Origin of the sequence: Thalassotalea litorea, assembly GCF_043642205.1 — a bacterium.
In the GTDB taxonomy this organism is placed as follows: domain Bacteria; phylum Pseudomonadota; class Gammaproteobacteria; order Enterobacterales; family Alteromonadaceae; genus Thalassotalea_A; species Thalassotalea_A litorea.
The window spans coordinates 15762-42345 of sequence record NZ_JBHZSG010000016.1 but is presented as its reverse complement, the minus strand read 5'-3'; the positions used below and the strand labels follow the sequence as shown (position 1 = coordinate 42345).

24 protein-coding genes are annotated in these 26584 nt (G+C 44.5%); 4 read left to right on the top strand and 20 right to left on the bottom strand.

The window, feature by feature from the left end; translation table 11 throughout:
• Positions 1–2 precede the first annotated feature (2 nt).
• The 4 genes from thrB to ACHUFQ_RS09445 all read right to left on the bottom strand — a co-directional run bounded on the left by thrB (position 3) and on the right by ACHUFQ_RS09445 (position 4858).
• Positions 3–950 carry a homoserine kinase gene (gene thrB, locus ACHUFQ_RS09460; RefSeq protein WP_394175017.1) on the bottom strand — a complete coding sequence of 316 codons (948 nt, stop codon included), beginning with the start codon at positions 948–950 and terminating at the stop codon, positions 3–5.
• Positions 951–3404 (bottom strand): bifunctional aspartate kinase/homoserine dehydrogenase I, encoded by a 2454-nt coding sequence (gene thrA / locus ACHUFQ_RS09455; protein WP_394175015.1) that lies wholly within the window; start codon positions 3402–3404, stop codon positions 951–953.
• A gap of 277 nt (positions 3405–3681) precedes the next feature.
• Positions 3682–4500, bottom strand: coding sequence for a M48 family metallopeptidase (locus ACHUFQ_RS09450; RefSeq protein WP_394175014.1), 819 nt, complete (start codon positions 4498–4500; stop codon positions 3682–3684).
• A 19-nt stretch (positions 4501–4519) separates the two neighbouring features.
• Positions 4520–4858 (bottom strand): YebG family protein, encoded by a 339-nt coding sequence (locus tag ACHUFQ_RS09445; protein WP_394175013.1) that lies wholly within the window; start codon positions 4856–4858, stop codon positions 4520–4522.
• Positions 4859–5250: 392 nt separating this feature from the next.
• On the opposite strand from ACHUFQ_RS09445, the gene ACHUFQ_RS09440 reads away from it, so the two are divergent.
• Positions 5251–5577 (top strand): DUF3718 domain-containing protein, encoded by a 327-nt coding sequence (locus tag ACHUFQ_RS09440; RefSeq protein WP_394175012.1) that lies wholly within the window; start codon positions 5251–5253, stop codon positions 5575–5577.
• Positions 5578–5711: 134 nt separating this feature from the next.
• Here the strand turns inward: ACHUFQ_RS09440 and ACHUFQ_RS09435 are convergent, their stop codons facing one another.
• Entirely contained in the window at positions 5712–6458 is a 747-nt protein-coding gene (locus ACHUFQ_RS09435) for an SDR family oxidoreductase (protein ID WP_394175010.1), read from the bottom strand.
• 358 nt (positions 6459–6816) lie between these two features.
• On the opposite strand from ACHUFQ_RS09435, the gene ACHUFQ_RS09430 reads away from it, so the two are divergent.
• Positions 6817–7008, top strand: coding sequence for a PA3496 family putative envelope integrity protein (locus tag ACHUFQ_RS09430; protein WP_394175009.1), 192 nt, complete (start codon positions 6817–6819; stop codon positions 7006–7008).
• 62 nt (positions 7009–7070) lie between these two features.
• On the opposite strand, the gene rraB is transcribed toward ACHUFQ_RS09430, so the two are convergent.
• The 13 genes from rraB to ACHUFQ_RS09365 form a co-directional block, all read right to left on the bottom strand.
• Positions 7071–7421, bottom strand: coding sequence for a ribonuclease E inhibitor RraB (rraB, locus tag ACHUFQ_RS09425; RefSeq protein WP_394175008.1), 351 nt, complete (start codon positions 7419–7421; stop codon positions 7071–7073).
• Position 7422: 1 nt separating this feature from the next.
• Complete coding sequence (locus ACHUFQ_RS09420) at positions 7423–8181, bottom strand: 1-acylglycerol-3-phosphate O-acyltransferase (protein ID WP_394175006.1); 759 nt, start codon at positions 8179–8181, stop codon at positions 7423–7425.
• A 236-nt stretch (positions 8182–8417) separates the two neighbouring features.
• Positions 8418–10682 (bottom strand): DNA topoisomerase IV subunit A, encoded by a 2265-nt coding sequence (gene parC / locus ACHUFQ_RS09415; protein WP_394175005.1) that lies wholly within the window; start codon positions 10680–10682, stop codon positions 8418–8420.
• 233 nt (positions 10683–10915) lie between these two features.
• Positions 10916–11356: a VOC family protein gene (locus tag ACHUFQ_RS09410; protein ID WP_394175003.1), complete on the bottom strand. Its 441-nt coding sequence runs from the start codon at positions 11354–11356 to the stop codon at positions 10916–10918.
• A gap of 134 nt (positions 11357–11490) precedes the next feature.
• Complete coding sequence (arsJ, locus tag ACHUFQ_RS09405; protein ID WP_394175055.1) at positions 11491–12726, bottom strand: organoarsenical effux MFS transporter ArsJ; 1236 nt, start codon at positions 12724–12726, stop codon at positions 11491–11493.
• 2 nt (positions 12727–12728) lie between these two features.
• Positions 12729–13733, bottom strand: a complete 1005-nt coding sequence (locus ACHUFQ_RS09400; protein WP_394175002.1) for an ArsJ-associated glyceraldehyde-3-phosphate dehydrogenase — start codon at positions 13731–13733, stop codon at positions 12729–12731.
• Between the two features lie 57 nt (positions 13734–13790).
• Positions 13791–14126 (bottom strand): ArsR/SmtB family transcription factor, encoded by a 336-nt coding sequence (locus tag ACHUFQ_RS09395; RefSeq protein ID WP_394175000.1) that lies wholly within the window; start codon positions 14124–14126, stop codon positions 13791–13793.
• Between the two features lie 314 nt (positions 14127–14440).
• The gene (locus ACHUFQ_RS09390; protein ID WP_394174999.1) at positions 14441–14992 is read right to left on the bottom strand and encodes a lipid-binding SYLF domain-containing protein; all 552 of its coding nucleotides are present in this window, start codon (positions 14990–14992) and stop codon (positions 14441–14443) included.
• Positions 14993–15026: 34 nt separating this feature from the next.
• Positions 15027–16913 carry a DNA topoisomerase IV subunit B gene (gene parE / locus ACHUFQ_RS09385; protein WP_394174997.1) on the bottom strand — a complete coding sequence of 629 codons (1887 nt, stop codon included), beginning with the start codon at positions 16911–16913 and terminating at the stop codon, positions 15027–15029.
• Entirely contained in the window at positions 16910–17539 is a 630-nt protein-coding gene (locus tag ACHUFQ_RS09380; protein ID WP_394174995.1) for a YqiA/YcfP family alpha/beta fold hydrolase, read from the bottom strand. Before ACHUFQ_RS09380 ends, parE begins: the two co-directional genes overlap by 4 nt.
• A 39-nt stretch (positions 17540–17578) precedes the next feature.
• Positions 17579–18340: a metallophosphoesterase gene (locus ACHUFQ_RS09375; protein WP_394174994.1), complete on the bottom strand. Its 762-nt coding sequence runs from the start codon at positions 18338–18340 to the stop codon at positions 17579–17581.
• Positions 18341–18358: 18 nt separating this feature from the next.
• Positions 18359–18808: a DUF1249 domain-containing protein gene (locus tag ACHUFQ_RS09370; protein ID WP_394174992.1), complete on the bottom strand. Its 450-nt coding sequence runs from the start codon at positions 18806–18808 to the stop codon at positions 18359–18361.
• 15 nt (positions 18809–18823) lie between these two features.
• Positions 18824–19459, bottom strand: a complete 636-nt coding sequence (locus ACHUFQ_RS09365; RefSeq protein WP_394174991.1) for an NUDIX domain-containing protein — start codon at positions 19457–19459, stop codon at positions 18824–18826.
• Positions 19460–19609: 150 nt separating this feature from the next.
• On the opposite strand from ACHUFQ_RS09365, the gene tolC reads away from it, so the two are divergent.
• Positions 19610–21025, top strand: coding sequence for an outer membrane channel protein TolC (gene tolC / locus ACHUFQ_RS09360; RefSeq protein WP_394174989.1), 1416 nt, complete (start codon positions 19610–19612; stop codon positions 21023–21025).
• Positions 21026–21111: 86 nt separating this feature from the next.
• On the opposite strand, the gene hldE is transcribed toward tolC, so the two are convergent.
• Complete coding sequence (hldE, locus tag ACHUFQ_RS09355; protein WP_394174988.1) at positions 21112–22539, bottom strand: bifunctional D-glycero-beta-D-manno-heptose-7-phosphate kinase/D-glycero-beta-D-manno-heptose 1-phosphate adenylyltransferase HldE; 1428 nt, start codon at positions 22537–22539, stop codon at positions 21112–21114.
• 119 nt (positions 22540–22658) lie between these two features.
• Here hldE and lpxL point away from each other — a divergent pair, with 119 nt between their 5' ends.
• Positions 22659–23600, top strand: coding sequence for an LpxL/LpxP family Kdo(2)-lipid IV(A) lauroyl/palmitoleoyl acyltransferase (gene lpxL, locus ACHUFQ_RS09350; protein ID WP_394174986.1), 942 nt, complete (start codon positions 22659–22661; stop codon positions 23598–23600).
• A 35-nt stretch (positions 23601–23635) separates the two neighbouring features.
• Here the strand turns inward: lpxL and glnE are convergent, their stop codons facing one another.
• A complete protein-coding gene (glnE, locus tag ACHUFQ_RS09345; RefSeq protein WP_394174984.1) occupies positions 23636–26503 on the bottom strand; it encodes a bifunctional [glutamate--ammonia ligase]-adenylyl-L-tyrosine phosphorylase/[glutamate--ammonia-ligase] adenylyltransferase in 2868 nt (955 codons plus the stop codon).
• Positions 26504–26584: the final 81 nt, after the last annotated feature.

The window sequence follows — 26584 nt, the reverse complement described above, 5'->3', positions numbered from 1 at the left end:
CCCTAACACACCAATCGGGCACCATGAACGTCTGTCTGGCAAATATAGACAAAACCTTCCGATGACTGTAGATAATTTTCTTGTAAAAATGTTTTGATTTGCTCCGCCTTTTCCTTGTCATCGGATACCACAAACATGGTTGGTCCGGAACCGGAAATACCACTGGCTAATGCCCCTAATTCACTAACCCCCTGGCGACAGGCGTCAAAACCCGGTAACAGACTTGCCCGGTAAGGTTCGGCGAGCACATCTTTAAGGTGGGTCATTGCCTGGGATAAGTCCTGGCGATAACACGCATCGATAAATGTTGCCAGATTCTGGCCAAATTCAATTGCTGTGGCCTTGTCATATTGCTCGGGAAGCACTTCACGAGCAGCCTTGGTCGATACATTAATACCGGAATAAGCCATGACAAAATAACATTGCTTGAAACTTGGGATCTCACGACTGATGATCTGCGTGTCATTTACCATAAGTTGCAAGCCGCCGAGGTAGCATGGCGCAACATTGTCATAATGTAAGCTGCCACTGATTTGCGCTTCCATCTGCCCCATCATCGCCAGCAGTTGGGCTTGGTTAAAAGGTTGCTGATAGTACTCATTCAATGCCACAAGCGCTGCGACGATAGAGCAAGCACTTGAACCTAAACCACTGCCTACTGGCATGCGTTTTTCTAGGGTTAACTTAACCCAGTCGAACGCTTGTTTGTTGTCAGTCATCGCCTGTTGAAACAGTTCAATACAGGTAAATACAATATTTTCCTTAGGATCCTTGGGCAGTTTATCGACAAACGGACCTTCCATTACCAACTGATTAGCGCCATCGCAACCTTCGATAGCAACAATATCACCGAGCAACTCACCATTTATCGGCTGTACAGCCATACCCAGCACATCAAAGCCAACACTGACGTTGCCTATCGATGCCGGGGCAAAAACTTTGATCATCATTTATAGCTCCTGCTTCCATGCTAATGTTCGTAACAGATCGCCAAATACTCCGGCAGCCGTTACGGCTGCGCCGGCACCATATCCACGCAGCACAAATGGAATTGGCTGATAATAGCGAGAGTGAATCGCCAGGGCGTTCTCACCATCCTTAATCGCATATAACGGATGACTGCTGTCCACCGCCTGGATGGATACGTTGCAGCCGTTTTCATCAATACAGCCGACATAACGAAGAACTTTGCCTTCGCTGGCCGCTGAGGCAACCTTGTCCGCATACACTTCATCTAACTGGTTTAAATTCGCCATAAACTCTTCAACACTGCCACTGGCGTCAAACCCTGCAGGTAAAACCGATTCCACTTGAATGTCATCTAATTCTAATGCCATGCCTGCTTCACGCGCCATAATAAGTAGCTTACGTGCCACATCCATACCACTTAAATCATCACGAGGATCCGGCTCGGTAAATCCATTTTGCTTGGCAATTGCTGTCGCCTCAGACAGATTCATACCTTCATCGAGTTTACCAAACATATACGACAAAGAACCAGATAACACCCCTTCAAAGCGAAGCAATTGATCGCCCGCTTTAAACAGATTTTGTAACGTGTCGATAACTGGCAAGCCTGCACCGACATTCGTTTCGTACAAAAATAAACGGTGGGTTTTTGCCGCTGCAGAACGTAATTGACGATAATAATCCATCGACATGGTATTCGCTTTTTTGTTAGGTGTTACCACATGGAAACCTTCTGACAAAAAGTCGACGTATTGCTCGGAGGTTTTATCACTGGAGGTACAATCGACAATCACCGGGTTGATCAGGTGATTGGCTCGGACAAATTGTTTTAGCGTATTCAAATCCCAGGGTTGCACGTTTTCAAGCAACTGGGGCCAGCGTTCCAAATCCAATCCATTATTGTCCACTACCATGCCTTTACTATTGGCAAGACCATGAACACGCAACTCTATCTGTTGACTTTTCAGGCTGGACTGTTGACGTTTGATTTGCTCAAGCAACTCACTACCAACAACACCAGAACCGATGACAAAGGCATCGATCGTATGGCGATGAGAGAAGAAGTTTTGGTGGCAGACTTTTAAGGCATCGGTACATTTTCGTTGCTCAATCACCACAGAAATGCTGCGCTCGGATGAGTCCTGAGCGATAGCAACCACATTAACTCGAGCCTGCGACAAGGAACCAAATAACCTTGCAGCCACGCCACGTTGTTGTTGCATACCATCACCAACCAGAGAAATAATCGACAAGCTTGACTGCAATGCGATCGGCTCTAACAACTGATTTAACAGCTCAAGTTCAAATTCCTGCTGCAGGCTTTGCTGGGCGCGAACCGCATCCTGGCTATGGATACAAAATGAGATGCAGTATTCGGAAGACGATTGCGAAATCATCACCACAGAAATTTGCTCACGGCTCATGCAGTCAAATACCCGACTGGCCATGCCAACCATGCCTTTCATGCCAGGGCCTGAAACATTAACCATGGTCAGGTTGTCTAGATTAGAAATCGCTTTAACCTGTTTTTTGCCTTCATCTTCATTGGCAATCAGTGTACCCGGAGCTTGTGGATTGGTAGTGTTTTTGATTAGACAGGGAATGTGATATTGGGCAATGGGACCTATGGTTTTCGGGTGTAACACCTTAGCACCAAAATACGACAGCTCCATCGCTTCCTGATATGACAGATAATCGAGCAGCTTTGCGTCTTTAATCAGTCTCGGATCGGTATTGTAAACCCCGTCAACGTCGGTCCAGATTTCACAACAGGTCGCGCTACAACATACCGACAAAACCGCTGCAGAATAATCTGACCCATTACGTCCTAACGTTGTTAACTGACCATGACTATCAACGCCGATAAACCCCGGCATCAGCGCAATGTCTTCCAGGTTTTGATATGCGCTGGCAAATTTATCTCGACAGGCGGTTAAGTCGGCTACCGCGTTTAACGGCGAATCGTTAGTTTGAAGAAATAGTTCCGGTTGTAACACCGAGCATTTACGCAAGTTTGCCGTGACCAGCGCTTGTAAGGTCGCCACACTTAAGCGCTCTCCCATACTGATGATCTTTGCTTTAATGTGGTCTGGACAATGGTTCAACATTGCCGCTCCCTGCAAATAACGTCGTAATTGCGTCAACTGATCCGCTAACGCCTGCTCTGCAAGTTGCTGATCAAAAGCCGTTTCAGACTGAGCAAGTCCAGAAAAGATAGATTGTACCGCATGTCGCAACTTATCAAGGCCAGCCTCCAGCGCTTCACCTTCAGGCAGCTCTTCACTTAAGGCAACCAAATGGTTGGTCACACCTTGAGGTGCAGAAACCACAACCGAGATTGGTGACTCCTGGCTCTTGTCGACAATAATGTTATATACGGTTAAAAATCTGTCCGCATTGGCTAATGAAGAACCACCAAATTTCAGTACTCGCATATCTATCTACTCCTGATTTTTATTAACTATTTTGTGTCGGGATCCGTACCGACTGCCCTAAAACGAAAAAACCCGTGAACTTTGCAGGTCACGGGCTTAGGTAAAATTTTTTTCTACGCGTCAGCCAATGCCCACCATAATAATGGTGGTGGTAATAATAATGCGGGTAAGGTGCGTAAAAACATTCATGTGGCCACTCTGCCGCACAAATTATCGTCTGTCAACCGATTTTTTAACAATTATAACAGGAAATTAAATAGTGTAAGATTTCAAAGGATTAATTATGCAAAAGGTTGCTTTGGTACTGTTTTAACCAAAGGCGAGAATGTTGAAATTGCGGACAAAAGCGTTCAACCAGAGACCAAAATCTAGGCGAATGATTTTGGTGGGTGATATGACATAATTCATGAATGATCACATAATCTAATACGTTTTCAGGCACCATGATTAAGCGGTTGTTTAAGGTCACTCGGGAACGGTTGTCACAACTGCCCCAGCGCGATTTATAGTACCGAACTTTTAATTCAGAGGCGTACAGGCCCATAATCTCCTGCCAATGCTCTAACCGCTGCGTAAATCTAACCTGTGCCTGTTGCTGACAATAATCATTGAATGCGACAACAAATAACGCTTGCTTTTCAAGGTCAGAAGCTCCGAGAATTTCATCGTGTACATAAAAGTAAATTCGATGTTGTGTAAGATCTGCCCGAATACTTACAGCAGCAGTTTTAGATCGAAGATGAACTGAAGGTCGATTATTGGCACTACCTGCATCTTTGCTGACAACCTCACCAGTCACATGGACAATTTTACAAAGCTGTCCCTGGATGAGAATTTGTTGGCCATGCTCCAGCCAGAACACCTTCGGTTGCGTCAATGCGATGCGTTGTAAATCAAGTTTCTCATTGATCCAATGTTGCTTTTCTGCGATGAAACCTTGCAGCTGTGACATCTTAACCCAGGATGGGCAAAGCACCCGGACTTTTCCCGCTTTGACTTGCAAAGAAATGGTTTTGCGCCGGGCTGAACGTACAATCTCAACCCCTTCCATATAATCTGGAACCGGGCGTTTTTTAGAGAATAACATTTGCTTCATGGCCCTACATAGGCGCTGACTATGCGGATTTCTTGACTTTCGGTTTGGCCTTAGGCTCGGCTTTCGTCGTCACTTTATCAGCAACGACTGGCGCTGCCTCAGCCGCTTTGACAGCTTTGACTGCTTTAGGCTTTTTTGCCTGCAATGCGATTAAGATATCCTCACGATTTTTCGCCAGATAAATACTAATTTCTTCAATATGGTTTTCGTTTAATTGCAGTTCAGATTGCTCTAGCAAAGCGCTTAAGTTATCCGCCATATCGAGCATTTTGTCATACTCATCAGCCGTTTTCTTATCCATAAACGTCTCGACCTCCACGCCATTGCGAACTACTACGAATCGACTCTCTACAGCCATAATTATCCCTTCATCTCGATGTGTTGAATTCAGTCAGCCTAACTCTTTGCTCCGAATCGCTGACGGAACGGGTTGATACCAACAATAAATAGTGGATATTTATCCAGTATATTAACAAGTTAATTTGTGACCTGCCAGATCCAATTGTTGTTTTTAATGATATTTTGCCAAAACCCCCTCGCCAATGTAAAAATTTATGTCATCACCAATCATCAAGGTTTTCAGGTAAGTCCCCAAAAATACTGACTTAACACAAGTATTACTGCCTACTTTATAACCAGCTTCGTTACATCAATGGTTACATCCGCAAGTGTTATGGAAACAACTTATTGTCGTTAATGCGCCACTATATAGGTGAACACAACTTAACGGATTCAATTGGGGAAGACACGATGAAAACACTGACTTTAATCGCTACATGTACAGCAACATTACTCACCTTGGCAGCAACACAAGCCACAGCAAAAATGGACCCATATGTTCAATCAGCGTTGCAGGATATTTGCCAGTCAGCAAAAAGCGACAATGTAATGCGTATGAACAAAACCATTAAAAGCTATCGTCTCGATCACGAAACTGTGGCGCTGAATGTTGTTTGTAACCAGCAGGACATTATCAGCTTCGCCTATGATAATGGCGCCAGCAAAACCGCAGAACGACTGCAACAAAGTGTCGGCGAGACGAAAATCACCGACTTGGCCATGCAAACGTCATTCTAAGCCGTTGCAAATACGCGGGTAAACCAGCAATAGAGAACACCCGGTCAAGGGCACAAGACTTTTCCTATGATATCGATTCGATATCTCTAGTGGGGGAAGTCTTGTTTACCCCTTGTGTTTTCATGGTTTTTCCGTTAGCTGAATTTACGCATCATATTCAATGGTAACCAAGCTAAAAGATAACGCACAAAAGCCCAGGGCCAGGTGGGTAAAAATGCTTTATCCACTTCTTTTTCTATCGCTTTGACAATGCTTTTGCACCCCGTAGGGGCATCTACCATAAAAGGCGGTGTGTTACCCTCATCTATAATTTCGGTGGCGATATAACCCGGGTGTATAGTGGTAACCGAAATGGGTTTATCAAGGACATCAATTCGGATCCCTTCGGTTAGTGACGCCAGGCCAGCCTTGGTGGCGGCGTAGGTTGTAAATGCGCCGCGAAAGCCCCGTTCTGAGCTTACCGAGGAAATGGTTACAAGATGTCCCTCATTTTGTTCTCTGAAAATTTCCATTGCGGCTTCACATTGTGCCAATGCCGCAACGAAGTTGGTCATCGCGGTGCGCTTATTGGCGGCAAAAAAGCCTTTGCCAATTGAGCCTCCCTGGCCAATACCGGCATTGACAATCAACCGATCCAGTTGCCCTAACTGTAACTTAGCGTTGTGAAATACCTCAAAGACCTGCTGATGGTCATTGACGTCCAGAGGCAAAACTAAAATTGTCAGCTCAGGAAAGCGCTCTGTTAATTCACTGGCCAACGCCTGCAAGGCTTCCTGACGTCGCGCACACAGCACCAGGTTTCGTCCTAAGGCGGCAAATTGTCTGGCCATCTCTTGCCCCAGACCTGAGCTGGCGCCAGTAATCAAAATATTTTTTCTCATCGTATTGGCTGCTTATTGTTTATCCATGGTCCCACCATACGTTACCTTTACCTGTGATAAATTCCCAGTCGCTCACACTCAAATCAGCGTATCGAAACTTTCCCAGTGCTCAAAGCGCATCGGTTTTTAACCATAAAACGCACCATAAAGATGGTGAAAAACAGTATCCACCGGCAAAAACCTACGATTTTTTATGCAATCTGAATAATTTTAAAACAAACAAATCAGACAGTTATTTTTTCATTTGACCTTATAAAAAATTTTGCCTATTTTTGCTTTGAGAGCCCCTGTGTTGCACAGCCTATCAATAATTAAAGCCCAATATTCGTATTTCTATTTTTATTTTAAGGTATACCAAATGACTGGCAATGACATGATTGATGACGATTTCGATGATAATCTGGACTCAGAAATTGACGCTGAAGAAACAAGTACAGATTTACCGAAAAAAGATAGTGAAATGAGCGCAAAAACTCGAAAAAGAATTGATGAATTGCTCGAGAAAAAGCGTTTGCGAGAGTTATTAGATGAAGACGAATGGGAGCTATAGTGCTCCCACGACGCTATGTTTTTAGCAAAAACTACCCACGAATAAAGGAAGATTGATCAAGGCTACTCTTCGAAATAGGTGCCCCACCCGTCATATTCTACCTTGCATTTTTGCGCTAACGCATACATGGCTTTGGTTTCCTCTAACAACACATCTTCATCAAGGTACTGCTCGGTGACAATATCAAAACAAAACACCGGCGTACCGTCTTCAAGCTCGGCTTGCTCTGGCTCCTGAACTTCCAGCCCTTGTTTGAAGGCAATAACCGCTGCATTTTCTAGCGTCTCAAAATCTTCGCTGGCAAAATGATGTTCTATGGTATGCACGGCCTCAGGATTGGAACCATCTTCCAGTAGCTCTTCCAGTAAAACTGTGGTGTGTTCTAACCATTCATTTAATTCTGATTGTTCCATACTAGTTCTGCTCTGCCTGTTGACGCTCATGTAATTGATTAAACGGATTACCTGCTTCTATGCTCAATTCGTTTATTTTAGCCAACATTAGCTCATGGGTATTGTTGGCAACATGACGTACACCTTCTTTGGATTTGTCATGGATAAAGATTGGCGGTAAGAACTCAATGATCATTTTACCGTTTTTCCAACGATTTAAATCGACCATATCATGGGAGTTACTTACACAAACCGGTACAATAGGCACACCTGCCTGCATCGCAGTATGAAACGCACCCGTTTTAAAGGGCAGCAAGCCTCGACCATAACTGCGTGTGCCTTCGGGAAATAACCATACCGATATATTTCTTTCTTTAATTTTTTGTGCAGCAGAAGCAATGGTATTGTGGGCTTTGGAGCGATTTGCCCGATCGATCAAAATATTGCCGGTAAACCAGTACATCTGACCGAAAAATGGGATCCATTTAAGACTTTTCTTACCGATACTAACTGTGCCTTTGGGCAACGAAGCAGCAACCGTAAAAATGTCGTAGCTATTTTGGTGGTTACAAACGTAAACCACAGGTCCTGTGTGTTCGACACCCTCAGGCTTACGAATTTCCACATCAACGCCCACGACCGGTGACAAATTACCAACCATGTGCGCGGAAAAATATACATTATCGCGATGGAATGGACGAATAATACACATCAATAATGACGCGAATGTAGTCAGCACTAAAGAAAGCGCTAATGTCAGAATGCGCAGAATCGCTAACACAATAAACCTCTATAGCTTAATTAAGGAGCGCAATTATACACAATTGTCGATAACAGAGGAAAACTTCTTACAAAATTGAAATGGTCGGAGGTTTGCAGATGAATTTAAATCGTTTTAAATGGCTGACGAATCGTGAAAACAACAGCGCCAGAAACTAAAACAGCCGACATATGTCGGCTGTTTTAAGAAAAAGGGCAATGTTTACCCACCATCACTATTGGCTATAGCCCTCGGTTTTAGCTTTCACTACCCGAGTCAATTTCCATTCGTTCAACCCGCTGCAACCCTCTGGGTAGTTTGTTTCCGCGGCGTCCGCGTTCACCGCGATAATGTTCAAGATCGCTGGGCTTAAGCGTCAATTTACGTTTTCCTGCATACAGCGTCACCGAATCTTGATGGCCAATGGCGCTTAGAATAACCAGTAACTCCTCTCTCGCTTTTGCTCGCGCGGTTGGAATATTAATGATCTTGTTGCCTTTACCCTTACTTAATTGAGGCAAATCTTTTAGTGGAAAAAGCAGCATTCTGCCTTCCGTTGTAATGGCTAAACAAGAAAGCGAGTCGATGTCAGATACCGGTTGCGGCGCCATAACCTGCGCACCTTGAGGTAAACTTAACAACGCCTTACCATTTTTATTGCGCGACACCATATCCGCATATTTACCAATAAACCCATAGCCGCTGTCACTGGCAAGCAAAAATGCCTGTTCATCATCAGCCATCACCGTTTGCGTGATATTTTGGCCAGTGGCAATATTAAAGCGGCCAGTCAAAGGTTCGCCCTGGCTCCTTGCCGAAGGCAAGGTATGGGCGTCAGTGGCAAATGCCCGGCCTGAAGAATCAATAAACACCACAGGACGGTTACTACGCCCCTTGGCCGAACACAAATAACTATCTCCCGCTTTATAAGACAAAGCCGCTGGATCTATATCGTGACCTTTAGCACAACGCGCCCAGCCTTTTTCTGACACAACCACAGATACCGCTTCAGAGGGCACCAAATCTTTCTCTGACATGGCTCTGGCTTCTGCCCGTTCGACCAGTTGCGAACGACGCTCATCACCATAATCCTCAGCGGCTGCCAGGATCTCTTTTTTCATTAGCGTATTCAAACGGGCTTTAGAACCTAGAATTTTTTCAAGCTGATCACGCTCTTTGCTCAATTCATCCTGCTCAGCGCGGATCTTAATCTCTTCCAGCTTTGCCAACTGACGGAGTTTGATTTCAAGAATTGCTTCCGCCTGGGTTTTGGATAAATCAAAGCGCTGTATTAATTCGGTTTTGGGATCATCGTATTCTCGAATAATCGCAATCACTTCATCAATGTTTAGATAGGCGATGAGCAAGCCATCAAGAATATGTAATCGAGCTAACACTTTATCGAGACGATACTGCAAGCGTCGGCGAATGGTTTCGCGGCGATATTCCAGCCATTCCGATAAGATTTGTTTCAGGTTTTTGACCGCTGGGCGATTGTCCAATCCCAGCATATTTAAATTAACCCGATAATTTTTTTCTAAATCTGTGGATGCGAATAGATGCTGCATCAAAGGTTCAATTTCAACCCGATTCGAGCGTGGCACTATCACCAGTCGTGTTGGATTTTCATGATCCGATTCATCGCGTAAATCCACCACCATGGGCAATTTTTTCGCCTGCATTTGCCCTGCGATTTGTTCGAGGATTTTGGCACCCGATGCTTGATGCGGCAGCGAGGTAATAACAATATCACCTTGTTCCATTTCATAAACCGCGCGCATTTTGATACTGCCGCGTCCGGTTTCATAGATTTTTTCGATATCCGCCTTTGGCGTAATGATTTCTGCATCCGTCGGATAGTCCGGGCCTTTTACATATCCCAGTAAATCTTGCAGTTCCGCTTTTGGCTGGTCGATAAGATGGACACAGGCATCGGCAACTTCGCGGACGTTATGGGGTGGAATATCGGTAGCCATACCCACCGCAATACCGGTGATACCGTTAAGCATAATATGCGGTAAGCGCGCCGGTAAGGATTTTGGCTCTTTTAACGTACCATCAAAGTTCGGCAGCCAGTCAACCGTACCTTGTCCTAACTCAGACAGTAACACTTCGCTGAATTTCGATAACTTGGCCTCGGTATACCGCATCGCTGCAAACGATTTAGGATCATCCGGGGCTCCCCAGTTTCCTTGACCATCAACCAGCGGATAACGATAAGAAAAAGGCTGAGCCATTAACACCATAGCTTCATAGCATGCCGAATCACCATGTGGGTGAAATTTACCTAAGACATCACCCACGGTACGCGCAGACTTTTTGTATTTCGCTAACGCGTTCAGTCCTAATTCGGACATCGCGTAGATGATACGACGTTGAACCGGTTTTAACCCATCGCCAATGTGAGGGAGTGCCCGATCCATGATCACGTACATGGAGTAATTTAAATAGGCATCTTCGGTGAAGCGCCGTAAGGGAAGTTGTTCAATCCCTTCGAGACTCATATCAATTGCATCAGACATAGTATTACAATTTCCTGGAGGTTCGCCCGTACTATAGCAAGTCTACTAAATATCGATTCATTAGAGATCAACGAACTGCTGCGCCGAACCACCTATTGATCACATACTTAATTAGATAGGCATTATATTGTTATTATTGATAACCCTAGCTTATCGGATATTTCCTTTTCACTAAATAGAGAAAATAAAATATTCTTAAAATTTAACGGTTTTGATGATGATTGGCCTGGCAATTACGCATTTTTCAACGCCTGGGCTAATTCAAAGTCCCAGAAACTTGCTTCAATGCGGTGACCTTCAGGGTCGATAATGAAGCAACCAAAATAGGCGTCACCATAATCTTTACGCGGACCTGGCGCACCATTACACGTTGCCCCCAAAGCCAGTGCAGTTTGGTAAAATTTTTCTACCTGTGATTTATTGGTCGCCATAAAACCGATATGACTGCCGTTACCCACTGTCGCCTTCTCGCCATTAAAAGGCGTTTGTAACCAAAACGTGGGGTAGCCCTTACCAAAAGCGACAGCTTGGGCGTGTTCCGCCACCAGTCCGATATCCAGCGTTGCTAATAATGGCCGATAAAACCCTATCATTTTCGTTAAATCATTACACCCCAAAGAAAGGTGACAGATACTTTTCTGGGCTTGTTCTAACATTTTTTGTTGAGCCGTCACACGAGCGCTCCTGTTTAAAATTTCAATTGTCGGAGGTAGTTAGCAATGGCTAGCCACTAAATGTCAGTCATTGCTATGCACCATTTACAACCACGTCTGTTGTTTAGCACTATGGGTACTTAATTCGTTAAAGGTTAACGAGTTGCTGTCTTTGCAGGCACCGGTACGAACTTAACGGTCACACTGGCAATGGCCAACATCAGGGTTGCCACCATTAAGCACGCGGATAACCCATAATTTAAATACAGATACCCAGACGCCAGCGTACCAAGTAGACGTCCCATCGCATTAGCCATGTAATAGAATCCAACATCCAGAGACACCCCATCGGATTTTGCTAACGCAACAATCAGATAACTATGCAGTGAAGAATTGATGGCAAAAGTAAAACCAAATAACAGTAAACCAATAACCAATATCCATGTCAGGGGCTGATTTTCCGCGGCGAAAAAGTAAAACACAATCGTCAACGACAAGGTAGTCAGGGTTAATGTCCAACCCCACAATACCGCACTTTGTACGACATTACGTTCTGAGCGTTCGGTTATTTTTGGAGCCAGCCCCTGCACGACGCCATAAGCAATTACCCAAACCGCCATAAAGGTTCCAACGCTCCAGTCATCCCAACCCGACTGGCTGGCAAAATATACCGGTAGTGCCACCACAAACCACACATCCCTCGCCGCAAACAAACACAGACGAGCTAAGGATAGATAGTTTATCGCCGGACTTTTTGAGAATATCTGTTTAAACTTGGCTTTAAAGCTGGCTTTACCAATGTCTTGCTGTAAATAGATCGCCGATATCACCGCCATTACCGCCAAAAACATAGCCATTGCAACCATGGCATACTGAAAGCCTAAGATACTTAACAGTATGGCGCCGAGAAAAAATCCGACGCCTTTTAAGGTGTTTTTTGAGCCCGTTAGTATGGCCACCCACTGGTATAAACGACCTTGTTGTTGTTCCGATACCAAATGCTTAACGCTGGATTTAGCGCTCATCTTATTAAGATCTTTAGCGATGCCCGACAGTGCCTGGGCAGCCATCACCCAGGGGATAAGTAAATATTCCGCTGGTACCGTGAGCATAAGCAATGCCAGAACCTGCATCACCAGTCCTATTTGCATGGTTCGATTCAAGCCGATTCGAGCCCCGAGCCAACCACCAAGGAGATTGGTGACGACGCCAAAAAACTCATAAAACAAGAACAACATGGCAATTTGCAGAGCGTCATAACCGAGTTGATGAAAGTGCAATACCACTAACATCCGCAAGGCGCCATCGGTTAGCGTAAACGCCCAGTAATTTAAGGTTACCAATAAATACTGGCGTACCTTTTCGGGCAAAGCTTGGATTGCCGGCAACATCATTACAGGGATTTAGCCACTTTCAACATTAATTCAGCAGTCCGGTTTGCGTAACCCCACTCATTGTCGTACCAAAGGTAAAGCTTTACCTGGCGTTTATTGATAACCATCGTAGAGAGCGCATCAACAATGCACGACCGTGGATCAGTTTTATAGTCAATCGAAACTAGCGGGCGCTCTTCGTATCCTAAGATACCAGCTAACTCCCCTTGCGCTGCCTGTGCAAATAATTGATTCACTTCTTCAATGTAGGTATCACGGCTCATTTCAAAGGCGCAATCGGTTAATGACGCATTAGCCAATGGTACTCGAACCGCATGACCATTAAGGCGTCCTTTAAGCTCGGGGAAGATGTGCGTAATCGCAGTAGCAGACCCTGTCGTTGTTGGGATCAAGCTCATCCCGCATGCCCGGGAGCGACGTAAATCCTTGTGGGGGGCGTCAAGAATCGTTTGCGTATTGGTAATATCGTGAATCGTTGTCATGCTGCCATGGTGAATACCGATGGCTTCATGCAGTACTTTCACCGCTGGCGCCAGGCAATTGGTGGTACAAGATGCGGCCGTGACTATATCGTAGGTATCACCATCATATAAATGATCATTAACCCCCATAACAACATCCAGTACTCCGGATTGTTTTACCGGCGCGGTAACCACAACTTTTTTTACGCCTTGTTGCAGATATGCGTTCAGCGTTTCCTTCGTTTTCATTTTGCCACTGGCTTCTATAACAATATCGCAACCTGACCAGTCAGTCGCGTCAATGGTGTTATTTTGACTGGTCGTTAACCGTTTATCGCCGATCTCAATACAATCCTGGCTGACACCTGCCTCGTTATGCCAACGCCCATGTACGGAATCAAAATTCATCAAATGCGCCAGCGTACTCGCATTTCCGGCTGGGTCATTGATATGCACAAATTCAACCTCGGGCCAATCCCAGGCTGCACGCATGACCAGACGTCCCATACGTCCAAAGCCATTAATACCTATTCGAATTGTCATGGTAATCTTCCTAATAAATCATTCATTGTTAAAATCAGCCTCTAAAATCTGCAGAAGCTATGCACAGCCCGGCGCCATGCGCGTCAGGCGGGCCAAATCGGCTTGCATATAGGCTTGATGTTCAGTAAAGCACTCTCGCAATGTCTGCGCACACCAATCCGGTAAACCGGAGCTCAGAGAATAGAATACCCATTGTCCCTGGCGGCGACTTGAGATCAGTTCTTGTTGCTTTAATAAAGACAAATGACGAGATATTTTCGGTTGTGATAACGCCAGTGCCGACGTCAGTTCACATACACAAAGTTCCTGCTCGGCGATAAGCAACAGTAGAATTTTAAGCCGGGTATCATCAGCCAGGGATTTAAAAAACAGTAAAGGAAAGTTGTCTGGCATTATCAATAGACCCTCAGTGAAAAGATAGCCTGATTTATACCCCCTACAATATACGCTTAATCATATATATGCAATTGCGAATATTATAAAATTCGGATTCGAATTCTGATTCATTACCTACAACGAGTGCTTAATTTGCAAAAATAAATACCTAAGTGTTCGCCCAGTCGTAGTTGATGGGAGTCCAACCAGTCCGATTTCCTGGTTGTGCGGTTACGATCAGCCTTACCAGGGGTTGATTGCCGCGGATAACTTGAAAATCAGCCACAAAAAAGGCAGGTTTTACCTGCCTTTTTCAGTGAAAAAATATAAACCTAGTTCAGTTCATCGTTTTTCACGTATTTGGTACCTTTCAAAGTCGCCTGCAATGCTAAACCGTTTTCGGTAATTTGGTAAACAATGATATCGCCAATCGTTACGCCACCACTGGTTTGACCGCCTTTATCACCGGCTTTAGCGGCAGCATCAGCTTCTCCACCAAAGGCCCAGCCATCTTCAACAAATTTTTCCATTGCGGCTTTAGTTTTAAACACAAATACCGCCCGGAAATCTTTCGCACCCAAACCCAGTCCTACACCACCTTCATACATATCCATATAGGTGTTTTCGCCACTGGTATTATCATGAACCACACCGTAACCAGTACCGGCAGCAACAATCAGTAAGTTCACCTGAGCATTGGTAAATACGGCATAGCCCGGTGCTTTCATAATGATATCTTTGGCGCCAGGACTTTCTTTCTCAACATCAGCAACCACTTCTTCACTCATCGATAAAATGGTAGCGCGTTGTTCTTCAGGGGTATCGCCGTCGGCTGAACAGCCAGCCAACATCAATACGGCCAGTAGACTTAAAAGTTTTTTCATTGCATTGCCTCTCTTGGATAGAAATTGAGTGTCGTTAGAGGCTTACCAAATTTCCTTTTTCCTGAAGCCATTCCTTCCGATCACCGGCACGTTTCTTGGAAAGCAACATATCCATTAATTCCATGGTATGGTCGTAATCATCGACTGTCAGTTGCACCAAGCGCCTGGTATTCGGATCCATGGTGGTTTCACGCAATTGCAAGGGATTCATTTCACCCAAACCTTTAAACCGCTGTACGTTAACCTTGCCACGTTTTTTTTCTGCTTCAATTCGATCCAGTATCCCTTCTTTTTCCTGTTCATCCAAGGCGTAAAATACTTCTTTACCGACGTCGATACGATACAACGGCGGCATCGCCACATAAACATGACCGGCCTGAACCAAAGGTAAAAAATGTTGGGTAAATAGCGCACAAAGCAAGGTTGCAATGTGCAATCCATCCGAATCAGCATCGGCAAGGATACAAATTTTGCCGTACCGCAACGACGAAAGATCTTCACTGTCCGGATCGATTCCCAAGGCCACGGATATATCGTGGATCTCTTGTGAGGCGAGAATCTGTCCAGATTCCACTTCCCAAGAGTTCAAAATTTTACCTCGTAAAGGCATTATAGCCTGAAAATCGCGATCGCGTGCCTGTTTAGCACTTCCTCCGGCTGAATCCCCCTCTACAAGAAATAATTCTGTCCTTTCAGGCTCTTGAGAACCGCAATCGGTGAGCTTACCGGGCAAGGCTGGCCCTTGAGTGACCTTTTTACGAACCACTTTTTTACTGGCTCGCATCCGTCGCTGAGCATTGTTAATACAAAATTCTGCTAATGCTTCGGCAATGTCGGTATGTTCATTTAGCCACAGACTAAATGCATCTTTAACCACACCAGAAACAAACGCTGAACATTGACGAGAAGACAAGCGTTCTTTGGTTTGTCCGGCAAATTGTGGGTCCTGAATTTTAACCGATAAAATAAAACAGCATTTGTCCCAGATATCATCCGGGGTGAGCTTTACCCCCCGAGGAATTAGGTTTCGAAATTCACAAAACTCCCGCATTGAGTCCAGTAGTCCCTGGCGCAGACCATTGACATGGGTACCGCCCTGAATGGTGGGGATGAGGTTAACATAGCTCTCGCCAATGGTTTCGCCACCTTCTACTAACCAGTTAACGGCCCAGTCAACCGCTTCATGCTGGGATGAATAGCTGCCGATAAAAGGCTGCTCAGGTAAGCTGGTCCAATTGCTCACCGCATCTTTCAAATAATCTTCAAGGCCATTTTCATAACACCAATGGTGTTTTTCATTTTTGACTTTATCGTGAAATTTGATGCTTAACCCAGGACACAACACCGCTTTTGCTTTTAAAATATGGCAAAGCTTATTAACGGAAAATTTGGGTGAATCAAAATAGCTGGCATCTGGCCAAAAGCGCACCTGAGTACCGGTATTGCGTTTTCCTACGGTTCCCGTTTCAACTAAATCAGATGCTTTTTCGCCGTTTTCAAATGCCATTTCAAACACTTTAGCATTGCGTCTTACGGTCACTTCGACCCGAGTTGACAATGCATTGACAACGGAGATACCCACCCCATGCAAACCACCAGAGAATTGATAGTTTTTATTGGAAAACTTACCACCGGCATGCAGTTTGGTAAAAATAAGCTCTACGCCCGGAACACCCTCCTCCGGATGCACATCGGTTGGCATACCGCGACCATCATCAATGACTTCTAACGATTGGTCTTCATGCAGAATAACCTGGATATTGCTGGCGTGACCAGCAAGAGCCTCATCGACGGAGTTATCGATAACTTCCTGTCCGAGATGATTTGGACGAATGGTGTCTGTATACATGCCTGGACGACGGCGAACCGGATCCAGGCCACTTAGTACTTCGATTGATTCAGAATTATATTGCTCGGTCATCTGCTTAATCTGGCTGTTGAGTTATTAGAATTATTATTTAAATGAGTGTTTTGCAATTGAAAAAAATCAGCAATATCATCCAGCATATTGGCAAAACCAACAAAACTGTGATCCCCCCCCTGTTGGACAATCATTTGACATTGCTTATATTTTTCTACTGCCTGACGATAATCTAACACTTCATCACCGGTTTGTACCATCACTAATATATTTTGTGGAATTTCGATGTTAACAAAATATTCCCTTAATGATTGCAGATGGCTGGCCGTGACGTGATAGGTTTGCGCCGTATATGGGTTTGTATGCTCGCCGAGCACCCCTTGTAGTAACTCAAAAGGTCGAACCGCTGGATTAATTAATACGGCTTTGGCGTGTAACGTTTGCGCGAGATAGGTTGCAAAATAACCTCCTAGAGAACTGCCGATAAAATACCAGGTACTCAAAGGTTTTGAACGCACAATGTCCTGCAATTGCGCCATGGCTTGATCTGGTGTTGTCTCTAATTGCGGACAATGAAATCCAATTTCCGGATAGTGACGGGTGAAATATTCTCGGGCTTTTTCCGCTTTTAAGGATTTTGGCGAGCTATTAAACCCATGAATAAATAATATTTCTGAATTGTTCAAAGGTAAATCCTAATTAAATCAAACAATAACGTTGATACTTTAACTAACCCTATCGCCATCAAAAGACAGGCGCTTAATCTCGGTGGTTAGTTGCGTGTTTTGAAAACAAAATTTTCGGTACGCCGGGCCCTCAGGCAATGCTTTTACACCATCAAATTCAGGATCGAACTGAATTGACGTTGCCGGGCAACCATATAAGGGGGCTTTGTTTTGCACACCAGGCGCAATGGTGATACCACGGTGAATATGACCGCAGGCAACGCCGATTACCTTGTCCTGAATATTGACCGCATGCCAAAACTCTTCTCGGTTTAGCAATCCATGGCGATCAATAAAATAATTTACCGGTATCGCATGATGATGCATCATCACTAAAGTCGGCTTCGATACATGAGCCAGTCGTTCAAGTTCTGTCGGCCTTACGAAGCCGGCAGGCGTATCGGATTTAGAGTTTAACAAGATAAGCTGTAATCCTTGGATTTCGATATCTTTATCATGGCAAATTAACCGGTGTGTAAGTAGGTTTTCCATATATCGTAGAGAATCGTGATTGCCCGCTAACCAGTATATGGGAATGTTGATCTTACTTTCTTCAACTGCCTGGACAAAATTTCGATAGGACTGTTTACTATGATCCTGACTCAAATCGCCGCTAAAAATGGCAAACTGCATGTCACCATCTTCACCAATCTGCGCTAATACTCGTAACAGATTTTGATAAACATTCTGTCCGAAATGCATTGCGGATTTATCGCCATATAAATGGCTATCACTAAACTGGGCGAAAACGACACTAGACACGTTTAAAAACTTAATGAGTTATTTAACTGCAGTTTGCCCCAGACGAAGGCAGGTTTGCAACCACTCCGTAAGGAATTGATGTGTCTGCTGTTTTTCGTCTGGTTGCATCATCGATTGATTTGGGTAGTCATAACGCGGTTTGATGCGACGTGTTTGCGCAGACTCAATGACTTCTGCAACACGAGCATCATGGTACAGTCGGATCACCATAAACGGCTTGCTCATCAGTTTTCCCAAAACCTGAGAGCTTAATTCTTTGCGGGTTAGCTGGATAAACTCAACAACATTGGTGTAACGTGACTGCTCGGTGATGGTCAGCTGAAATGCATGGTTATCATCAATAAAAAACTTTCGCATTTCACCCACATCATTAATGCCGCCCATCAATCTTGACAGCAATACATAATTTATCTCACAGCTATTTAGTAGCTGTTTTAAATTGGGATGATAACGCTGAGATTGAGCCACGATGAATTCCACTGCTTATTGTTTGGACGTCAGATTTTGATAATTTAACGCCAGCCATTGTAAGGCAATTATAGTTGATGCATTAGTAATCTGACCCTGCATCATTAAATCGAGGGCTTGTTCGCGAGAAAAAAGGTGAGTACGAATGTCTTCATTTTCATAGTCCAGGCCATGCAACTGTCCGCTCAGATGCTCTGGTAATTCACAAAGGGCAAGATACAAATACAATTTTTCGCTGGTACCGCCAGGACTGGAAAAATACTCCATCACAAAAATCAAATCATCTTCATTTAAAGCTAAACCAGCCTCTTCCTGTGCTTCCCTAATAGCAACGGCAGATGGCGTTTCCTGTGCCTCAATCATGCCGGCAATCGGCTCAAGTAACCAAGGGTTCTCATCAGGGCGCACCGCCCCAGCACGAAACTGCTCAACCAATAACACCTTGTCCTGTCGCTTATCGTATGGGAGTACAATTACCGCGTCACCACGTTCGAATATTTCCCGGGTAAACGCCTTGGACATCCCACCAGCAAACAGTTCATGTTGCAGGTGCCATTCATCAACTCGAAAGAAACCTTTGAATACTGTCTTCTTCTCGTTAACTAAAACTTTGGCTGGATTTGCTTTAATGTTGTTGTTTTCTGAAGTCATGTTGGATACTTAGTAATCAATACAAGGCGTTAGAAATAAATTCTGTTACACTTTAGTCGATATCATTGACTAATATATCTTCAGCATACCATTAATAATCGATACAATGACTGAAAATAATTAAAGTTTGAGTAGAAACAGGAAAAACTCATGACAAATAAACTGAATGCGTTATTTGTTGGCGTGGTAATGGCGTGTACCAGCTCCGTTGTCGCTGCCGAAGATTTAAAAGAAGTTTACCAGTTGGCATTAGCCAATGATCCAACGGTTCAAAAAGCAAAAGCTCAATATCTGGCCAGTGAAGAGCGTATCACTCAGGCTCGTTCGGTACTATTACCGCAAATAAATGGTTCCCTTGGATATTCAACATCAGAATCCGAAAGTCCAGCTGAAATTGCAGGTTTCTTAGGACCAGAAACAGTCCAGGCTACAACTTCAACAGACGTATTTAGTTATGGGTTGAGCTTAAGTATGCAGCTTTATCATCACAATAGCTGGATCACTCTGGATACCACGCAAAAAGCTGCGCATCAGTTTGACTTGAATTATCAATTTGCCAAGCAACAATTGATTACTCGCGTTACAACTGCGTATTTCGATGTATTGGCAGCGCAAGATGGTTTGGAATTTGCGATTGCTGAAAAAAATGCCATTGAACGTCAATTAGAGCAAACCAAACAACGTTTCTCAGTTGGTCTTACAGCCATTACCGATGTTCATGAAGCGCAAGCCCAATACGACAATTCGATTGCAGAAGAAATTCGTGCCCAAAACGCGGTCTATCAGGCCGAGGAAATTCTTCGTGAAATCACCGGTAAATATCCTCGTAAACTAGACACATTAAATACCGAACGATTCAGTGCCGTTATGCCTAAACCGGGTTCAGCCGATAACTGGCAACAACTGGCTGAAGCGAAAAATCTGCAGTTAATTAACCAAAAGGTTGCAGTTGATATCGCCAAAGAGAATATTGATCTCGCTTTTTCAGGTCACTTGCCCACCCTAAGCTTAACCGGAAATATAGGTGGTTCATCAACGGATCGGTCTCGTGATCCTGATTCTGTCAACGAATCTGGTGAAATCACGTCAAATTTAAATGGTTACCGAGCGGATAATAGCTCACTTGGGATTCAGTTAGACGTGCCGATCTTTTCAGGTTTGCGCACAAGCTCACAAGTGGATGAAGCAAAACATTTGTATGTGTCTGCTAATCAGGATTTACAAATTACCTATCGCGCCATCGTTCGTGAATCGCGCAGTGCCTACAATACCATTGTAGCGACCATTTCTGGCGTAAAAGCGTTTGAACAATCGGTTGTTTCCGCGGAAAGTGCATTAAAAGCGACTGAAGCGGGTTTTGAAGTGGGTACCCGTACCATCGTCGACGTTTTAGACAGCACGCGTAATTTGTATAACGCGAAACGCAATTTATCAACGACGCGTTACCAGTACATTATAAACATGCTGTTGTTAAAAGAAGCGGCTGGAACCATAACCGAAGAAGATATTAATACCATCAATGCAGGCTTGCAAAAAGCCAAGCCCATGGACCCGGACAACGTCTAATCCGAAAAAAGCCCGCTAAGCGGGCTTTTTTGTTTTAGGGGAAAGATGAACAGAGGGATTCGCGTCAATCTCGACAGCGAATCGAATCAATCTTCTAATCGAATCGTATTGATAATTTCCGTGGTGGATATGCCATCTTCAAAGTTCAACACCCTGACTTCACCACCATTAAGAATCACTTCTTTACCGCCGGCAATATCTTCCACTTTATAATCGCCACCTTTAACCAGAATATCGGGTAATAATCCGGCAATTAATCGTTGCGGGGTATCCTCAGAAAAGTTCACGACCCAATCAACCGCCCCAAGGCCGGCTAATACTGCCATACGACGATCTACAGGGTTAATGGGTCGACCCGAGCCTTTTAATCGTTTCACTGAGTCATCATCATTAACGGCAACGATTAACCGGTCACCGAGTTCAGCCGCATGGCTTAGATAAGACACATGACCGGCGTGCAGAATGTCAAAGCAACCATTGGTCATAACAATTTTTTCACCGCGCTCTTTAGCCTGTACCATAATTGACTTGAGTTGCTGTTCTGTCACCACCCCGGAGCCACTTTCCTGACCGGAATGAATCGCCTGAGCAATTTCGACTTCACTGACCGTAGACGTCCCTAGTTTCCCAACCACAATACCGGCCGCTATATTGGCCAATGCACTGGCCTGACCGAATGATGAACCCGCGGCAATCGATAATGCCAACGTGGCAATAACCGTATCGCCAGCACCCGTTACGTCAAACACTTCTTTGGCATGGGTAGGCAAATGTAACGCATCTTCATTAGCGCGGATTAACGTCATACCATGCTCTGAGCGAGTAACAAGTAAGGCATTTAATTGCAAATCAACCAACAATTGCTGCCCTTTTTCCAGGATGTCCTGCTCATCTTTACAAGGTCCGACAACCGCTTCAAATTCAGACATATTCGGGGTGATCAAATCGGCGCCACTGTATTTGCTAAAATCATCCCCTTTCGGATCAACTAATACCGGAATGTTATGTTGCTTCGCCAGCGATATCAGTTTTTGTACATCACTTAAGGTACCTTTGGCATAATCAGACAGCAGCAATAAATGATGTTGATCGATGTGCTGTTCCACATGTTGATGCAAGTCATTCTTGTCAAGCGACTCAAGAGAATCTTCAAAATCAAGACGGATGAGTTGTTGATTACGACTCATTACCCGAAGTTTGGTGATCGTAGGAATGTCAGGATAACGGGCAAACTGGCAGATCACATCCAGTGACGACAGGCATGAGTCTAACGCATCACTGGCTTCATCTTCACCAGTGATCCCCGATAACGTTACCTGGCCGCCTAGACTGGCAATATTCAGCGCGACGTTGGCAGCACCACCGGGTCGGTCTTCGTGATTATTGATTTTGACGACTGGAACAGGAGCCTCCGGAGATATTCGTGACGTTGGCCCTAACCAGTATCGGTCGAGCATTATATCACCAACTACCATTACTCTTGCGTCGCTAAAATTTGGAATATCTACTTTCATACCGCTTTCCATTTTGGATATAATTTCAAACGTGTGTCCGTCACTACACTCTGAAATCACTTGTAAGTGTTAATTATGGGTATAGTGTATCATAAGCTTTTTAATGAGTTGACGTTGCCTTGAGTAAAAACAAAGTATTACAAACTAAATTCAAAGCCAGTTTTCTTCTACCAAAGTACTGGTTAACCTGGCTCGGGGTGGTTGTGCTATTCACCATTTCTCTTTTGCCCTACCGCATACAGTTTTTTCTCGGACGCGGCATTGGTCGGCTACTACAGAAAATTGGCGGCTCGCGTCAACGGGTCGCAGAAAAAAATATCGAGGTTTGCTTTCCGCAGTTAAGTCAGCAGGAAAGAGATACATTGATTCGCAAAAATTTTGAAAACACCGGAATTGCTCTATTAGAAACGGGCATGGGCTGGTGGTGGCCAGATTGGCGAGTTAAGCGTAAGTTTAGCCTCAAAGGCCTGGAGCATATTACCAACGCCCAACAACAAGGGCATGGGGTGTTGTTGCTGGCATTTCACAATTTATCCCTCGAATTACATTGTCGAGGTTTTGGTTTGCATCAAAAAAGTGTGGTTTTCTACCGCCCCCACAACAATCCGCTGATGGAATACTTTCAATACAAAGGACGAGGACGTTCCAATAAATATATGCTTGGTAAGCGCGACGTTAAAGGGTTAATCGCGGCGCTACACGATCAAGAAAGCTGTATTTATCTGCCGGATCAGGATTATGGCCGCAACCGTTCGGTGTTTATCCCATTTTTCAATGTGCCAGATACCGCAACGACAACCGGCACGATGATTTTCGCCAAACAGAAAAATGTCAAAACCTTGTTAATTGAACCAAGTCGCGATGACAAAACAGGCCAATATCTGGTAGAAATTAAACCTGTTTTTGACGATATTCCCAGTGGCGACGATATTGCGGACCTCACTAAAATAAACCAAGAACTTGAAAGAGCCATCAGCGCCAACCCCGAGCAGTATATGTGGCTGCACCGTCGCTTTAAAACCCGACCGGACGTCAATGCAGAGCCTTTCTATAAAAAGTAACCTTTGGTTGAACTCGAAGAAGGCCTTTATAACAATTATTGGTCTTGTTCGAGTAAATACCCTGACCAGCAGTTCCAAACTAAATCGACTTGTTTGCTAATATGCGCTTTGAGAATGATTTTAGGCCGGTTCTGTAATGCCAATTCATGACCCAGATCGCGCAGATAACAGTATGCTTCGCTCAGTTGCTCGGCCATATGCTGTTCTATCAATTCAAGCCTTGCCAGACTTTCAAAAATCCGCACATTGTCAGAATAGTCAGCCAATGCTTGATGGCGATTGCTGTATCCGAGTACGAAGAACTGAGCCATAAATTCAATATCAGCGAGCCCGCCCTGTCCTTGCTTGATATCAAATAAATTAGCGTCACTTTTATCCAGATGCTTGCGCATTTTCTCGCGCATACTGATCACTTCCCGTCGTAGCTTATCAAGATCCCGGTTAGACGCAAGAACAGCAATTCGAAGATCATTAAACTGATTGACCAGTGTTTGATCTCCGGCAATCACCCGCGCACGAACCAATGCCTGATGCTCCCAGGTCCAGGCATCATTTTGCAGATATTGATGATAAGTTTCGATATGAACCACCATTAACCCGGAATTGCCAGAAGGACGCAGACGCATATCCGCTTCGTATAAAATGCCACTTGCGGTGCGCGTATTAAACAAATGTAATATGCGTTGTGCCATTTTCAGATAAAACTGGCTCGCGGGTATTTGCTTATCACCACTGGTCATCGCGTTTGCGTCACAGTTGTGGACAAACACCATATCCAAATCCGAACTATAACCTAATTCAATGCCGCCTAACTTGCCATAACCTAATACCGCAAACCCTTTACTGTCGGTACCTAACGTTGCTTCTGGCTGGCCATAGCGGGTGCACATTTGTTGCCAGGCTAATTCGATCACTTCCGCAACAATGCCCTGGGCAAGACCCGTTAGCTGATCACTGACTTTCATCACCGGCAATACATCGCTAACATCCGCTGCAGCAATCTTTAATTGATGAGCCTGCTTAAACTGACGCAATGTTTCCATTTGACCTTCAAGGTCATCGTTAGGCACTCGCATCAGTGCTTCCTGAAGCAAGGTTTGATATTCCTCAGGCACTGGCAAAGCCATAAGCAACTCAGGATCAATTAATTCATCAAGCAAGATCGGAAACCGGGCTAAGGTTTCGGTAATCCATTCACTCTCACGGCACAGTTTGATCAGCTGCTTCAGCGCCCCCTGATTTTCATACAACAGCTCCAGATAAGCGGTTCGACTGACAATTTTCAACAACACATGCAAACATCGTTTCAACGTCATCAACGGCGACTGTTCCGAGATCAGACTAAGTAATAAAGGGATAAGTTTGTCTAAAATTATCTGACCACGACGACCAATCGGGCGTTTGTGAATATCCAGTTTAAAATTCAATAGCGCTTGATGGACCTTGCTATGGGGCCAATGCGGGCGCAGATCCTGAAGCCAGCTGATCGATTCTTCCGTGTCCCAGTCAGCAAGCCAATACGTTACCCAGCGATCACTCAAAGGCAATTCATTAGGGTTATCTTCACCGATCAACAGGTTAAACTCTCGATGTACACGGGCCATGTGTTCGCGACATTGCTGGTAATAATCTGCCCAGCTATCACATTGCATCACCTCAACCAAACGCAGTTGATTTAACTCATCACTTGGCAGTAATTGAGTTTGCGTGTCGGTAAATGCCTGTATAGCGTTTTCACTGCGCCGTAAAAACGTATAGGCGCTGAGTAAAGTCTGGTAAGTTTCGGCACTAATGCTGCCATATTCGGTAAGCAACGCCAGCGCTTTGAATATGTTGCGTTCCTGTAATTGAGGATGCCGACCACCACGAATTAACTGAAACACCTGGACGATAAACTCGATTTCCCGGATCCCACCCTGACCAAGCTTTATATTGTCCTGAACCGATTTTCGTCGAGCTTCCTGAGCAATCATCAATTTCATTTTCCGAAAACTCTCAATAACAGAGAAATCAATGTAACGCCGGTACACAAAGGGCCTTAGCATTGAGGACAAGCGTTTATGATATTGAGTATTGCCAATCAGACGAGCTTTCAACATGGCATAGCGTTCCCAATCTCGTCCTTGATCCTGGTAGTAGTTTTCCATCGCAGAAAAACTTAAGACTAAAGGTCCGCTTTCACCAAACGGTCTAAGTCGCATATCGACCCGATAGACAAAACCGTCCTCAGTGACCTGATTTAATGCAGAAATAAGTTTTTGTCCCAGGCGAGTAAAAAATTGCTGATTGTCGATGCTCTTTCTGGCTCCCTGCGTTTCACCACGATGGGGGTACGCAAAAATAAGATCGATATCCGAGGAGAAGTTTAATTCTCCCCCTCCTAATTTACCCATCGCATAAACCAGTAATGGTTGTTCATGGCCTGATGAATCGACTGGGCATCCCCAGCGTTGCTGACAAAACTGCGTCAACCAGTTTAATGTGCAGGTTATAAGGGCTTCGGCTAAATCGGTTAAATGGCCAAGACTGACCTTTAAAGACAAGTCGGAACAGAAATCATTAATCGCAAATCGAACTAAATACTGATTTCGAAATTGACGTAAAGCCCGATGCAATTGCGCTTCATCGGCACACTCATTCAATATCGCCGTCAATGCTATGATCAATTGTTCGCGGCTGAATTGATGCGTATCTTCTGGAGTAAATATCGATTCAATCAGGGCGGGATTACTTAGCAGGATTTCCCTGACATAATCTGACAAAGCAATGCTACGTTTCAAATCCGCAAGCTGGCTTGGGGTTAACGAGGGTAAATAAGGCGCAAAAACGCTCTGGCAATGACTCCAGAATAAGTCTGCTTGTTGCTCCATCGCAGTTAACGTAAATGAATTTGATTTACTCACGAGATAATCCTGTGCTCTGTTGAGGCTTTTTAAAACCATGGACCATACTAATACCAATCACATTAAGTTTGTGCACAACTC